The sequence below is a fragment of the Arthrobacter sp. K410C genome, assembly GCF_059090105.1.
This window is the reverse complement of sequence record NZ_JBNHFJ010000006.1, coordinates 138,989-153,043: the sequence shown is the minus strand read 5'-3', so window position 1 is coordinate 153,043 and position 14,055 is coordinate 138,989. Positions and strand designations below refer to the sequence as shown.

Below are 14,055 nucleotides of genomic sequence, written 5' to 3'. Positions count from 1 at the left end.
TCAGGCGAGCTGGGTGATCTCCACGCTCACGCTCAGGGCCGAACCGCCGCCGCCGGACAGGATGCCCTTGAGCGGGGAGACGTCGCGGTAGTCCCGTCCCCGTGCCACGGTGACGTGGAAATCGCCGGCGGGCTTGTGGTTGGTGGGGTCCCAGCTCCGCCACTCCCCGTCCCACCACTCCAGCCAGGCGTGTGACTGTCCGGCGACCGTTTCCCCGATGCCGGCGCTGGAGCGTGGGTGGAGGTAGCCGGAGACGTAGCGGGCCGGTATGCCGCAGCTGCGCAGCGCCCCGATCGCAAGGTGGGCCAGGTCCTGGCAGACGCCTTGGCGCTGGCCCCAGGCCTCTTCTGCGTTGGTGGTGACGCCGGTGGAGCCGGACATGTAGGTCATCTCGCCGCGCATCCACGCGAAGATCGCCATGGCGGCCTCGTGGGGGTTCTTGCCGGCAACCACCTGCGGGATGATTCCCAGGACCTCCCCGCCGGGGCCGCTGAGCCGGGACTGCGGCAGCCAGTCGCTGAACGTGTTCAGGGTTTCCGGCGACGCGAGGACGTCCCAGCCCACGATGTCCGCCTCGGACGGGATCTTCTCGGCCCGGTGCACCTCGACGGTGATGTTGGAGACCACCTCCAGGTGCTCATGCGGCATCTGCATGTCGAAGGCGGTGACCCTGGTGCCCCAGTAGTCGCGGTAGGTGCTGACGGCCGCCTGCGACGGCGAAACCTTCACCACCGATTCCAGCACCACCTGCTGGGAGTCCGTCAGCGGCGTCATCCTTGCCTCGTTGTAGGACAGGGTGACGCGCTTGTTGTACTTGTACGCCGTCTTGTGGGCGATGCTCAGCCGGGTCATGAAACTTCTCCCACCCAGGCCAGTTCATCCGCCTGATTGAAGTACTTACGGGAAATGGCGTCCGAAGCCTGGGACACTGCCTTCTGCACGCGCTCCATGTGTTCGGGCAGCTCGGACATGAGGTCGTCAGTGCGGTGGAACTCAAGGAACGTGCGGGCCTGGCCCACGATGCGGCGGGCGTCGTTGATGAAGCCCACCCGCTGTGCGGAGGGATCGAGTTTGGCCAGGCATTCGTCGGCGTCGCGCAGGGCGTAGACGATGGAGCGGGGGAACAGCCGGTCCAGCAGCAGGAACTCGGCCGCGTGCTGGTCGCCGAAGGCCGCCCGGCGGGTCCGGAGGAAGGACTCGTAGGCGCCCGCGCAGCGGAGCATGTTCACCCAGGACATGCCTGCGGACAGTACGTCCCGGGTGGACAGCATGCGGGCGGTCATGTCCGCGCGTTCCAGGGAGCGGCCCAGCACCAGGAACAGCCAGCTCTCGTCATGGCTCACGGTGGTGTCCGCCAGGCCGCTGACCATGGCGGTGCGTTCCAGCGTCCAGTTGCAGAACCGGTAGGTGCCCACCACGTCCTTGCGGTGCTGGCTCAAACCGTAATAAGTGGTGTTGAGGCTTTCCCAAAGGCCGGAGGACACTGTTTCGCGGGCACGCCGTGCGTTCTCGCGGGCAGCCCCGAGGGAGCCGGCGATGGACGTGGCGCTGGTCTTGTCATACGCCAGGGCGTGCAGGAGTTCCGGCAGCCCGAAGTCCTCGTTCTGCGGCCGGGCGCCCATGACGGCCAGGAGTTCCTGGGCCACGCTCTTGCGTTCTTCCATGGGCAGGTGGTTCAGCCGCTCCAGGTGGACGTCCAGGATGCGTGCGGTGCCGTCCGCCCGCTCCACGTAGCGGCCGATCCAGAACAGGGATTCGGCAATTCGGCTAAGCATTCGCGGCTACCTCCTGCGGGCCCGAAAAGGGAAAAGACTTCTGTCGGGTTGCATCCCGGCTCACTGCTGCTGCTCCGACTGGCGGTCGCGCCAGTTGCTTTCCACCGGCCACACGGAAACCCGCTCGCGCACCGAGATGGACGGCCGGGGAACGGTTTCCACCGGCATCTGCGGCGAATCGGCCAGGACCCAAGTGTCCTTGGAGCCGCCGCCCTGGCTGGAATTCACGATCAGCGACCCTTCCTTCAGCGCCACCCGGGTGAGCCCGCCGGGCAGCACCCAGACGTTGTCGCCGTCGTTCACTGCGAAGGGGCGCAGGTCCACGTGGCGGGGACCGAACTTGTCGCCGCTGAGGGTGGGCACGGTGGAGAGCTGGAGCACGGGCTGGGCGATCCAGCCGCGGGGATCGGTGATGATCCGCTGGCGGAGCGCGTCCAGCTCGTCGTTGGAGGCGTCCGGGCCGATCACCAGGCCCTTGCCGCCGGAGCCGTCCACAGGCTTGACCACCAGCTCGGCAAGGTTATCCAGGGTGTACTCCCGGGCCTCCTTCTCCTCGAGGCGGAACGTGTCAACGTTCGCGATGATGGGCTCCTCGCCGAGGTAGTAGCGGATCAGGTCAGGAACGTAACTGTAAACCAGTTTGTCGTCCGCGACGCCGTTGCCCACGGCGTTGGCGATGGTGACCCCGCCGGCGCGGGCGGCGTTGACCAGGCCCGGGCAGCCGAGCATGGAATCGGCGCGGAACTGCAGGGGGTCCAGGAAGTCGTCGTCGATCCGCTTGTAGATGACGTCCACGCGCTGCTCGCCGGCGGTGGTGCGCATGTACACACGGTTTCCGCGGCAGATCAGGTCCCGGCCCTCCACCAGCTCCACGCCCATCAGGCCCGCGAGCAGCGTGTGCTCGAAGTAAGCGCTGTTGAACACGCCGGGGGTCAGGACCAACACGGTGGGGTCGTCGACGCCGGCTGGTGCCGTTTTGCGCAGGGCCGACAGGAGCCGGCGCGGGTACTCCTCCACCGGGCGGATGAGCTGCTGGCCGAACGCCTCCGGCAGGCCCTTGGCCATGGCGCGCCGGTTTTCCAGGACGTAGCTGACGCCCGAGGGGACACGCACGTTGTCCTCCAGGACCCGGAACGTCCCGGCAGCGTCACGCACGACGTCGATGCCGGAGATGTGCACGCGGACGCCGCCCGCTGGTTCGAAGCCGTGGACCTGCCGGTGGAAGTGCGCGCTGGTGGTCACCAGCTGTCGGGGGATCACGCCGTCGGACACCACGGTCATCTTGTCGTACACGTCATTGAGGAAGGCCTCCAGCGCGCGCACGCGCTGCGCGACGCCGCGTTCCAGGACATCCCACTCGGCGGCAGGGATGACCCGCGGCACGATGTCCAGCGGGAAGGGGCGCTCCTCCCCCGCGAAGTCGAAGGTGACACCACGGTCCAGGAAGGTGCGCGCCATCGAGTCGGCGCGGGCACTGACATCAGCCAGGGAGAGCTTGCGGAGTGCGTCTGCCACCTGCCCGTACGAGTCGCGTGCCTGCTGGCCTGGGGCGAACATCTCATCGTAGGCTCCGGTCCGGGCTGCGGCCTCGGAGTACTCCTGGAATAGGTCTGGCATGCCCAATAGCCAACCATCTTTTTGTTTCGAACTCATAAACCGGCCTTCATTTGGCGTGTTGGCCGAGGCCGCCGGTTCGCTGATTCCGCGCCGCATCCGGCACAGTAGGGAGGTGCCTGTCAGCAGAAGCCATCCAGCGCCCGGTGAGGGACAGCCCCGACGCGCTGACCGGCTGCTCCCTGGGCTGGCCACCGCTGCGGTGGCCCTGGTGGCCGCATTCCTGGTCCACGCGGTGGTTCCGGTCCTGCCGGCGATGACCATGGCCGTGGTGCTGGGAGTCCTGGCGGCGAACCTTCCACTGGCGGGTGCGTGGACCGCGGGACGGGCAAGACCGGGCCTTGATTTCGCCGGCAAGCACCTGATGCGCGGCGGGATCGTCCTGCTGGGGCTGAAGGTCAGCGTCATGGATGTCCTAGGGCTGGGCTGGCTTTCCCTGGTCCTGATCACCGGGGTGGTGGCGGCGAGCTTCGGCGGCACCTACCTGATTTCCCGGCTCTTCCGGCTGCCACCGGTGACGGCGCTCCTGGTGGCCACCGGGTTCTCGATCTGCGGCGCCTCAGCCATCGGCGCCATCGCCGCCGTGCGGCGCATCCGGCATGTGGACACTGTCCTTCCGGTGGCCCTGGTGACGCTGTGCGGGACGCTCGCCATCGGCGTCCTGCCCCTGCTGGTGCACCCGCTCCAGCTCACCGCTCCCGTCTTCGGCGCCTGGACCGGCGCGTCCGTGCACGACGTCGGCCAGGTGGTGGCCACGGCGCAAACCGCAGGCACCGCGGCGCTGGGCATCGCCGTCGTCGTCAAGCTCACCCGGGTCCTGCTGCTGGCACCGGTGGCCGCCATGGCCGGCACGCACCAGCGCTTCGCGGCCCGCCCGGACAGCAACGGGACGGACGCCAAGCTGCCGCCGGTGGTGCCGCTGTTCGTGCTCGGCTTCGTGGCGATGGTGGGACTCCGGTCCACCGGCTGGGTGTCCGGAGAGTGGCTGGAAGCGGGGGCGGTGCTGCAGGACGTCCTGCTGGGCGCGGCGCTGTTCGGACTGGGCTCGGCCGTGCGGATCCGGATCCTGCTCCTGACTGGTGGGCGGGCGCTCCTGGCGGCCCTTGCGTCATGGCTGCTGATTGCCGCCCTGGGACTCGCTGCCGCCCTGCTGATTGCCCGCTGATCCGCCCCGGCACCGTGATTAGATAGCTGGGTGTCGAATCAGAATCTGCAGCGCGATGAGGCTGCCGCACGGTCAGCCGTGATCACCACCACCAGCTATGACGTTTCGCTGGACGTGCGGCAGGCGGCGGATCCGGACGTCCCGGGCTACACCAGCCGCAGCGTCATCACCTTCTCCGCCGCGGAGGCCGGCACGTCAACCTTCCTGGACTTCATCGGCGGCGGCGTCCACAGCGTGTTCCTCAACGGCAAGGGCCTGCGGGTGGAGGACGTGGTGGACGGGGCCAGGATCCGGCTGGACAACCTGCAGCTCGAGAACCAGGTCACCGTCACGGGCACCGCCCTGTACAGCCGCTCCGGCGAAGGGATGCACCGCTTCGTGGATCCCGCCGACGGCCAGTGCTACCTGTACACGCAGTACGAACCGGCGGACGCCAGGCGGGTCTTCGCCAACTTCGAGCAGCCCGACCTCAAGGCCACGTTCACGTTCCACGTCATGGCGCCGGCGGACTGGCAGGTGGCATCCAACGGGGTGGAAACGGCACGCACGCTGCTCACCAGTGACCCCGCCACCGCCCGCTGGGACTTCGCCACCACGGAGCCGATGTCCACCTACATCACCACGGTGCTGGCCGGACCCTATTTCAAGGCGGAGGACCGCTGGCAGGCAACGCTCGACGACGGGACCCCCCTGGACGTCCCGCTGGCCCTTTACTGCCGGGCGTCCATGGCGGAATCCTTCGATGCGGACGAGCTGTTCCGGCTGACCAAAAACGGGCTGGACTTCTTCAACCGGCTCTTCGCCTACCCCTACCCGTGGGGCAAGTACGACCAGGCGTTCGTACCGGAGTACAACCTGGGCGCCATGGAGAACCCCGGCCTGGTCACCTTTACCGACAGCTACGTGTTCACGTCCCGCGCCACCGACGCCCAGTACCAGGGACGCGCCAACACCCTTCTGCACGAAATGGCGCACATGTGGTTCGGCGACCTGGTGACCATGCAGTGGTGGGACGACCTCTGGCTCAAGGAATCCTTCGCCGACTACATGGGCACCCTGGGCGTTGACCGGGCCACGGACTGGGACTCCGCCTGGGTGAGCTTTGCGAACAAGCGGAAGGCGTGGGCGTACGTCCAGGACCAGCTGCCCACCACCCACCCCATCGTGGCGGACATCCCCGACCTTGAAGCGGCCAAGCAGAACTTCGACGGCATCACCTACGCCAAGGGCGCCTCGGTGCTCAAACAGCTGGTGGCGTACGTGGGCTTTGACGCCTTCATCGCAGGCTCGCGGGAGTACTTCCGCAAGCACGCCTACTCCAACACCACCCTGGCGGACCTCCTGGCGGCACTCAGTGCCGCCTCCGGCCGGGACCTGAGCGATTGGGCACGGCAGTGGCTCCAGACCTCGGGCATTTCCACCCTCGCCCTGGACATCACGTCGGATGCAACGGACGACGGCGCCATCGGCAGTGCGGCCCTCGTCCAGGAGGCCGCGGACCCCGTCACGGGACGGGACGAGTCCCGGCCGCACCGGCTCCGGGTGGGGCTGTACGATTTCGACGCTTCCGGCGCCCTGGTCCGCACCGGAAGCGTGGAAACCGACGTCAACGGCTCCTCCACACCAGTGCCGGAACTGGCCGGCAGGCCACGGCCCGCGCTGCTGCTCCTCAACGACGACGACCTGACCTACGCCAAAGTCCGGCTTGATTCGGTCTCCCTGGACACCGTCCTGGAGTCACTGGACAGGATCACCGACCCCATGGCGCGGGCCCTGTGCTGGACGGCGCTGTGGAATTCGGCCCGGGACGGGGAAAGCCCGGCCGCACGCTACGTGGACGCGGTGGCAGCGTTCGGCCCCGCGGAAACCGGGATTGGGGTCCTGCTGACCATCCTCGAGAACGCCTGCACCGCCGTCGAACGCTACACGCCCGCTGCCGGACGGGAGGGCGTACGGTCCCCGTTCCTGGCGGCTGTCAATGCTGAGCTGGACCGTGCCGTCCCCGGGTCCGACCACCAGCTGGCATGGGCCAGGACGGTGGGCACGCTCAGCAGGAATGACCCCGCCCTGCTCCCCCGCCTGCGCGGGCTGCTGGATGGCTCGGCACCCGTCGAGGGCCTGGCTGTGGACGCCGAATTGCGCTGGCATATCTGGCACGCACTCGCCGCCAACGGCCAGGCAACCCTTGCCGAACTCGATGCCGAACTGGCGCGGGACACCACCGCTTCCGGGCGTGCCGGCCACGCTACAGCGGTCGTCGCCCGGCCGGACCCTGCCGTCAAAGCCGCCGCATGGCAGGAAGCCGTCCACGGCAACGCACTCTCCAACCAACTGCTCAGCGCCACCATCAGCGGCTTCACCACCGCCCCGGCCGGCCTCCTGGATCCGTACGTGGAACCGTATTTTGAGTGCCTGCGCGGCGTGTGGGACGGGCGGAGCATCGAAATCGCCAGCAGGATCGTCCGCGGCCTGTTCCCCCTGAACCAGGACCTGGCGGAGGGCATGGAACCTGCAGACCACCCGGTGCTCCGCAGGACCGATGAATGGCTGGCTGCGCATGCCGGCGCCCCGCGGGCGCTGCGCCGCATCATCGTGGAGCAGCGCAGCCACCTGCTCCGGGCACTCACCGCACAGGCCGCCGTCGTGGTGCCATCCCGCTGACTAGGGAACCCGGTGGAGCCATTCCTCGGTGCCGAACTTGGTGGCCACGCGCTCGCGGGCCAGGGACAGTTCATTCTCGGTGAGTGCTGAGGTGGTGGCCCCGTAGCGCCCGGTGAACACCTCCGCCATGGCCTCGATGATCGCCGTCCGGGCCAGGCCGGTCTGCCGGCGGAGCGGGTCCACGCGCTTCTTTGCGCTGCGGGTCCCCTTGTCCGAGAGTTTCTCCTTGCCGATCCGGAGTACCTCCACCATCTTGTCCGCATCAATGTCGTAGCTCATGGTGACGTGGTGCAGCATGCCGCCGTTGGCGAGCCGCTTCTGCGCCGCGCCGCCGATCTTCCCCTGGTCCGTGGCGATGTCGTTGAGCGGCACGTAGAAGGCCGTGATGCCCAGCTTCTCCAGCGCTGCCATGACCCAGGCGTCCAGGAAGGGGTAGGAGTCGGCGAAGCTGAGCCCGTCAACGAGCGTCTGCGGCAGGTACAGCGAGTACGTGATGCAGTTGCCGGCCTCCATGAACATCGCTCCCCCGCCGCTGATCCGGCGGACCACCTTGATGCCGTGCTTTGCCACGCCTCCGGGGTCCACCTCGTTCCGGACGGACTGGAAGCTGCCGATGACCACGGACGGCTCCTGCCAGTCCCAGAACCGCAGGGTGGGGTTGCGCCGGCCGGCACCGACTTCCTCGGTGAGGACCTCGTCCAGGGCAACGTTGATCTCGGTGGGCAGGACTGTGGGCCGGATGACGTCCCAGTGGTGGTCGGTCCAGGAGGTGGCCTTGGCCAGCGCCCGGCGCACTGTGACGGCCACGGCGTCGGCGGAGAAGCCGAACAGGGCTGCCTCCGCCGGAAGCGCTGCTGTGACGGCCGCGGCGAGCTCGGCGGCAGGCGTGGTTTCAGGCAGGCCGGTCAGCGCACGGTTAATGGCCAGCAGGGCCTCGTCCGGTTCCAGGAAGAAGTCGCCGCTGATGGAGACGTCCACCAGGCGCCCGTCTGCCACCGACAGGTCCGCCACCACCAGTTTCCCGCCCGGCACCTTGTACTCGCCGTGCAGGTTGTTGCTGGAATCAGGATGCGGAAGGGGGTGCTGGCTCATGTCCTCCATCCTGCCGCAGATGGGCCTCCGGTGTTAAAGCAGGAAGGCCCGCACCGTTGCCGGTGCGGGCCTTCCGAAGAAGCTTGGAGGAAGAATTACTTCTTGCCGCCGAAGCCCTTGAAGCGAGCGTTGAAGCGCTCGACGCGGCCGGCGGAGTCCATGATGCGCTGCTTGCCCGTGTAGAACGGGTGGGACTCGGAGGAGATTTCGACGTCGATGACCGGGTAGGTGTTGCCGTCTTCCCACTCGATGGTCTTCGAGGAAGAAACGGTGGACTTGGTCAGGAACTTCGTGCCGGAAGCCAGGTCGTTGAAAACAACAGCTTCGTACTTCGGGTGGATATCAGACTTCATAATGGGACCTTTGTTCACGCGCTGGATTTTGCCAGCTGCCAGGTATGAATGGGATGGTTCCTGCCGGGGCCGAAACGGAATCGGCAGGACAACCAGCTATCAATCATACCGGACGTCAGTGGTGCTGACGAACCGGCTACGTGCGTGCCCGCAGCTCCCAGAAGGCCACGGCCGACGCCGCAGCGACGTTGAGCGAATCCACCCCGTTCCGCATGGGGATCTTCACGGCGAGGTCGACGGCGGCAAGCGTCTCCGCGCTCATTCCGGCGCCTTCGGTGCCGAGCACCAGGGCGAGCCTGTCCGGGTTCCGCGCCGCCACAACGTCTACGTCCTGGGCATCCGCCGTGAGCTCCAGGGCGGCCACTTCGAAGCCGTGGTCCCTGAGGACCTGGAGGTCCTGCGGCCAGCTGTCCAGCCGGGCCCAGGGAACCTGGAACACCGTCCCCATGCTGACCCTGACACTCCTGCGGTAGAGGGGGTCCCCGCACCGCGGCGAGACCAGGACGGCGTCGATGTCCAGGGCGGCGGCGGACCGGAAGATGGCGCCCACGTTGGTGTGGTCCACGATGTCCTCCAGCACGGCAACCCGCCGGGCGCCTGCGAGGAGTTCAGGCAGCGGGACTGGGGCCGGACGGTGCATGGCGGCCATGGCGCCCCGGTGCAGGTGGAAGCCGGTGATTTCCTCGAGCAGCGCCGCCTTGCCGATGAAGGCCGGGACGCCGGGGTAGGCGTCAAGGACGTCTTGCAGGTCCTCAAGCCACTTCTCGGCCAGGAAAAAAGACCGCGGCTGGTGGCCGGCGGCGAGGGCACGGCGGAGGACGCGGGATGATTCGGCGATGTACATGCCCTCCGCCGGCTCGCGGAGCTTGCGCAGGTGGACGTCGGTGAGCTGCGTGTAGTCGGACACCCGGGGATCGTCCGCGGACTCAAGATAGTGGATTGTCACCGGGCGATTATTTCAGGAGATTCGCGATCAGGAATCCCAGTGCCACCAGGCCCAGGACCAGGATCACGGCGCGCAGCACTGTCGGTGCGAGCCGGCGGCCTATCTTCGCCCCGAGAAGACCGCCAATGCTTGAGCTGACGGCAATCAGCAGCACCACCAGCCAGTTGATCCGGTCGAAGGCAAAGAGCAGGTAGGAGACGGCGGCCACCAGGTTGACGCCCAGCACCAGGATGTTCTTCATGGCGTTGGCGTTCTGCATGGTGCCGGTGAGGAAGACACCCAGGATCCCCACCAGCAGGATTCCCTGCGCCGCCACGAAGTAGCCGCCGTAAACCCCGGCAAGGTAAACCAGCGCCACTAGAAGGACACCGTGCTGTTTGTCCCGCACTGCGTGCTCGGGATTCTCTTCACGGGACCGGACCCAGGCTTGCAGGCGGGGCTGGAACACCACCATCAGGAGTGCCAGGACAATCAGCACAGGGGCGGCGTAGTGGAAGACCTGTTCCGGCAAGTGCAGGAGCAGCCAGGCGCCTGAAACGCCGCCCAGCAGCGACGCCGGCAGGAGCCGCATCAGCTGCCGGCCGCGGCCCTTCAATTCCCGCCGGTATCCGAAGGCTCCCGCGGCGCCGCCGGCCACAAGCCCCATGGCGTTGCTCATGGAAGCGACCACCGGTGTGATGCCCAGTGCGATGAGCACCGGGAACGTCACCAGCGTGCCGGAACCCACCACCGCATTGATGGTGCCGGCCCAGAGGCCGGCAACGGACACAAGGATGCTGCTGAGCAGGTCCAACGTGATGTTTGCCGCTTAGCGGCGCGCGGTGGCGGTGTAACGGCCCGCGCTCTCCATGACATCAAGGTCGAGTCCGAACGTGGTGCTGAGGTGCTCATCGGTGAGCACTTCGGTGATCGGGCCTGCGGCAACCACGCCGCCGTCACGCAGGAGCATGGCATGTGTGAAGCCTGGCGGGACTTCCTCCAGGTGGTGGGTCACCAGGACCATCGCCGGCGCCGCCTCGTCGCTGGCCAGTTCGCCGAGCTTGTGCACCAGCTCCTCGCGGCCGCCGAGGTCCAGACCGGCGGCAGGCTCGTCGAGCAGCAGCAGTTCGGGGTCCGTCATGAGGGCACGGGCGATCTGGACGCGCTTGCGTTCGCCTTCGGACAGGGTGGCAAAGGTCCGGTTCAGCAGCGGGCCCATCCCCCACTCGTTCAGCAAGCGGAAGGCGCGGCGTTCATCGTCCCGCTCGTAGCCTTCCCGCCAGCGCCCGGTGACGCCGTAGGCGGCGGTCACCACAACGTTGAGGACGTTCTCGTGTTCGGGGATCTGGGTGGCGAGGGCTGCCGAGGAAAGGCCGATGCGGGGGCGGAGCTCGAACACATCAACGCGACCCAGGGTCTCGTCCAGGATGCCGGCGGTTCCGCTGCTGGGGTGGAGCCGTGCGGCTGCGATCTGCAGGAGGGTGGTCTTTCCGGCACCGTTGGGGCCCAGGATGACCCAGCGTTCGCCTTCATTGACTTCCCAGTCAATCTTGTCCAGCAGGGTTTTCTTACCTCGGACAACACTGACGGAAGACAATTCCAGAACATCACTCATAGGAGTAGACACTAGGACAAAAAAGAGGCCGACTGATAACCGGTGGCCGGGTGCCGAAACACCGCGTCCACCACCGGGATTGCGCAGTTGCGGGAGTGTGCGCAATGAATGCAAAGGACCCGGCAGCGGCTCGATAAGATTGCAGGCATGACTTCGAACGTGACTGCGGTCAGCTATGGCCAAAATATGACTCCAAACGGGCTGGAGCAGCTGCGTTCCGTTCTGGCCGCGGCCGGCGCCGCAGTGCTGCGGGAAGACTCCCTGGGTGACGAGCGTTACCGCGTGCAGGTGGCGGAACTGGCCCTTCCGGATGCCACCGCCGCCGGCCTCGCCGCCCTCCGCCGGACCGTGGCCGAAGCCGGCATCGAAGGCCAGGACACCGCCCTTGTTCCTGTCGGCCTGCGGTCCGCCCCGCGCAAGCTGCTGATCATGGATGTGGATTCCACCCTGATCCAGCAGGAGGTTATCGAGCTCCTCGCAGCGTATGCCGGCAAATTCGAAGAGGTGGCCGCCGTAACTGAAGCCGCCATGCGGGGCGAACTGGACTTCACCCAAAGCCTGCACGCCCGCGTGGCCGTACTGGCGGGGCTGCCGGCCGACGTTGTCCTTTCCGTCCGGCAGGAAGTGAAACTCAGCGAAGGGGCCGCCGAGCTCGTGGCCGCGTTCAAGGCGGCAGGGCATGTGGTGGCCGTGGTGTCCGGCGGCTTTAACCAGATCCTGCAGCCGATCGCTGAGGAATTGGGCCTGGACTACTGGCAGGCGAACGAGCTGGAAATCGTTGACGGCGTGCTGACCGGCAAAGTGCTGGGTGCCGTGGTGGACCGCGCTGCCAAGGAGAAATACCTGCGCGAATGGGCGGCCGCCGAGGGCATTGCCCTGGAGCACACGGTGGCCGTGGGCGACGGCGCCAACGACCTGGACATGCTGGGGGCGGCCGGCATCGGTGTGGCCTTCAACGCCAAACCCGCCGTCCGGGCGGTGGCGGACGCCGCGGTCAACATGCCGTACCTCGACGCGGTCCGGCACGTCGCCGGCGTCTGAACGTCTTTCAATAACGCAAGAGAAGAAGGAGCCGGTGCGGGTGCACCGGACTCCTTCTTCTTTGGCTCGTTGGGCTACTGCTGCGCGCCCTTGCCGAAGTAATCTGCGCCGCCGGCGTACTCGGTGTGGCCGGATTCGACGTCGGCGGTCGCCATTCCTGCCACCACCTGCGCGAACTCCTCCACGGAGTACAGCTTGCCGGCCTCTGCGCGGCGGGCCTCGATGGCGCCGGGCGTGGAGCGGTCCAGCAGCGTGGCGGTGACGGTGCCCTCGATCATGTCACCGGACACCACCACCAGGGAGATGCCCTTCTCAGCCAGGCTGGGGATGAGCTCGCGCAGGGCGTCCTCGCCGGCACGCTTGCTGCGGGCCACGGGCTCGTAGGCGGGCATGGTGGGGACGCTGTTGATGAAGTGCGCCTGGTGGCTGGTCACGAAGACCACGCGGGAGCCTTCCTTCATCAGCGGCACCGCGGCGTTGAGCATGTTCAGCTGGGCGTCGCGGTTCAGCTTGAGCGCGTAGTCCTCACCCATGCCGGTTTCCATGCCGCCGGAGGCGTTGAGGACCAGGATGTCCAGGGAACCGAAGTTCTCCATCGCCGCGGAAGCCAGGGCCTGGACGCCTTCCTGGGTGGTGAGGTCCGCGCCCACGGCCACGGCGCGCCCGCCGTCGGCCTCGATCCCCTGGACCACCTTGTTGGCGCGGGGCGCCTTCTGGCGGTAGTTCACCACGACGGCGGCGCCCTCGCCGGCGAGGATCTTGGCTACCTCAGCACCGATGCCGCGCGATGATCCGGTGACGATGGCGGTCTTGTTGTCCAGCAGTCCCACAGGGGCTCCTTTTTGTTCGATACGTCTAAATCCATGAAGGCCTGCTGTCCATCATGCCAGCGGCCGGTGCCGATTCCGTTGTCCGGGTCCCACAAAGAAGCCCCGCAGGGCTAGTTTGACGGGAGGGGTCAGTGGCCCATCCCCAGGCCGCCGTCCACCGGTATGACCGCGCCGGAGATGTAGGCGGCCTCGTCGCTGGAGATCCAGCGGACCACGTTGGCTACCTCGGACGCCTCGGCGAACCGGCCCGCCGGGATGCTGGCCAGGTAGTCCTTCTGGGTGGCTTCGGGGAGCTCGGCGGTCATGTCCGTGTTGATGAAGCCGGGGGCCACCACGTTGGCGGTGATGCCACGGGACCCGAGCTCGCGGGTCAGGGAGCGGGCGATGCCCACCAGGCCTGCCTTGGAGGCGGAGTAGTTGATCTGGCCCGGGGCGCCGTAGAGGCCGGAGACGGACGAGATGAGGACAACACGGCCCTTGCGGAGGCGGATCATGCCCTTGGAGGCGCGCTTGATCACACGGAAAGCACCGGTGAGGTTGGTGTCGATGACGGACGTGAAGTCGTCCTCGCTCATGCGCAGCAGCAGCGTGTCCTTGGTGATGCCGGCGTTGGCCACCAGAACCTCAACGGGGCCGTGGGCGGCTTCGACCTCCTTGAAGGCTGCGTCCACGGATGCCTCGTCAGTGACGTCCGCCTTGACGCCCAGGATTCCGTCCGGCAGCTGTGACTCGCTGCGGTAGGTCACGGCAACCTTGTCCCCGTTGGCCAGGAATGCCTCGGCGATGGCCAGGCCGATGCCGCGGTTGCCGCCGGTGATGAGGACGCTGCGGGGGGCGGAAACTGCTTCAGTCATTAAGACACTCCGGAATTCTGCGGCACGCTGCGCCGCGGTAGCAAAGGTGGGATGGGCTGCCTACGATCTTATCGCCAGCTCCGGCGCGGGTTTGGGTGGCACTGCCGATGGTGAGAGAATTGATGCAAGC

Annotated in this window: 13 protein-coding genes; 3 read left to right on the top strand and 10 right to left on the bottom strand. The window is 67.3% G+C overall.

Annotation, left to right across the window (positions count from 1 at the left end):
* From AC5RU7_RS11455 to AC5RU7_RS11445, 3 genes are read right to left on the bottom strand one after another with little or no spacing between them, the layout of a single operon-like run.
* Positions 1-852 carry a transglutaminase family protein gene (locus AC5RU7_RS11455; protein WP_494009145.1) on the bottom strand — a complete coding sequence of 284 codons (852 nt, stop codon included), beginning with the start codon at positions 850-852 and terminating at the stop codon, positions 1-3.
* Complete coding sequence (locus AC5RU7_RS11450; protein WP_009358288.1) at positions 849-1,775, bottom strand: alpha-E domain-containing protein; 927 nt, start codon at positions 1,773-1,775, stop codon at positions 849-851. Before AC5RU7_RS11450 ends, AC5RU7_RS11455 begins: the two co-directional genes overlap by 4 nt.
* Before the next feature lie 60 nt (positions 1,776-1,835).
* On the bottom strand, positions 1,836-3,392 hold the full coding sequence (locus AC5RU7_RS11445) for a circularly permuted type 2 ATP-grasp protein (protein ID WP_494052317.1): 1,557 nt from the start codon (positions 3,390-3,392) through the stop codon (positions 1,836-1,838).
* A gap of 112 nt (positions 3,393-3,504) precedes the next feature.
* On the opposite strand from AC5RU7_RS11445, the gene AC5RU7_RS11440 reads away from it, so the two are divergent.
* Both AC5RU7_RS11440 and pepN read left to right on the top strand, forming a co-directional pair.
* Positions 3,505-4,554: a YeiH family protein gene (locus AC5RU7_RS11440; protein WP_494009143.1), complete on the top strand. Its 1,050-nt coding sequence runs from the start codon at positions 3,505-3,507 to the stop codon at positions 4,552-4,554.
* Between the two features lie 30 nt (positions 4,555-4,584).
* Positions 4,585-7,215, top strand: coding sequence for an aminopeptidase N (pepN, locus tag AC5RU7_RS11435; RefSeq protein ID WP_494052316.1), 2,631 nt, complete (start codon positions 4,585-4,587; stop codon positions 7,213-7,215).
* Here pepN and lplAB read toward each other — a convergent pair whose 3' ends face one another.
* From lplAB to AC5RU7_RS11410, 5 genes are all read right to left on the bottom strand, one after another.
* Complete coding sequence (gene lplAB, locus AC5RU7_RS11430; protein WP_494052315.1) at positions 7,216-8,307, bottom strand: lipoate-protein ligase LplAB; 1,092 nt, start codon at positions 8,305-8,307, stop codon at positions 7,216-7,218.
* A 95-nt stretch (positions 8,308-8,402) separates the two neighbouring features.
* Entirely contained in the window at positions 8,403-8,660 is a 258-nt protein-coding gene (locus AC5RU7_RS11425; RefSeq protein ID WP_066275740.1) for a type B 50S ribosomal protein L31, read from the bottom strand.
* 136 nt (positions 8,661-8,796) lie between these two features.
* Positions 8,797-9,606, bottom strand: coding sequence for a TrmH family RNA methyltransferase (locus AC5RU7_RS11420; protein ID WP_494052314.1), 810 nt, complete (start codon positions 9,604-9,606; stop codon positions 8,797-8,799).
* Positions 9,607-9,613: 7 nt separating this feature from the next.
* Positions 9,614-10,399 (bottom strand): sulfite exporter TauE/SafE family protein, encoded by a 786-nt coding sequence (locus AC5RU7_RS11415; protein WP_494052313.1) that lies wholly within the window; start codon positions 10,397-10,399, stop codon positions 9,614-9,616.
* A 15-nt stretch (positions 10,400-10,414) separates the two neighbouring features.
* Entirely contained in the window at positions 10,415-11,200 is a 786-nt protein-coding gene (locus AC5RU7_RS11410; protein WP_494052312.1) for an ABC transporter ATP-binding protein, read from the bottom strand.
* 147 nt (positions 11,201-11,347) lie between these two features.
* On the opposite strand from AC5RU7_RS11410, the gene serB reads away from it, so the two are divergent.
* On the top strand, positions 11,348-12,241 hold the full coding sequence (gene serB / locus AC5RU7_RS11405) for a phosphoserine phosphatase SerB (protein ID WP_494052311.1): 894 nt from the start codon (positions 11,348-11,350) through the stop codon (positions 12,239-12,241).
* Between the two features lie 74 nt (positions 12,242-12,315).
* Here the strand turns inward: serB and AC5RU7_RS11400 are convergent, their stop codons facing one another.
* Together AC5RU7_RS11400 and AC5RU7_RS11395 are read right to left on the bottom strand one after the other, a co-directional pair.
* Entirely contained in the window at positions 12,316-13,071 is a 756-nt protein-coding gene (locus AC5RU7_RS11400) for an SDR family oxidoreductase (RefSeq protein ID WP_494009122.1), read from the bottom strand.
* 128 nt (positions 13,072-13,199) lie between these two features.
* A complete protein-coding gene (locus AC5RU7_RS11395; protein ID WP_009358277.1) occupies positions 13,200-13,925 on the bottom strand; it encodes a beta-ketoacyl-ACP reductase in 726 nt (241 codons plus the stop codon).
* Positions 13,926-14,055 lie beyond the last annotated feature (130 nt).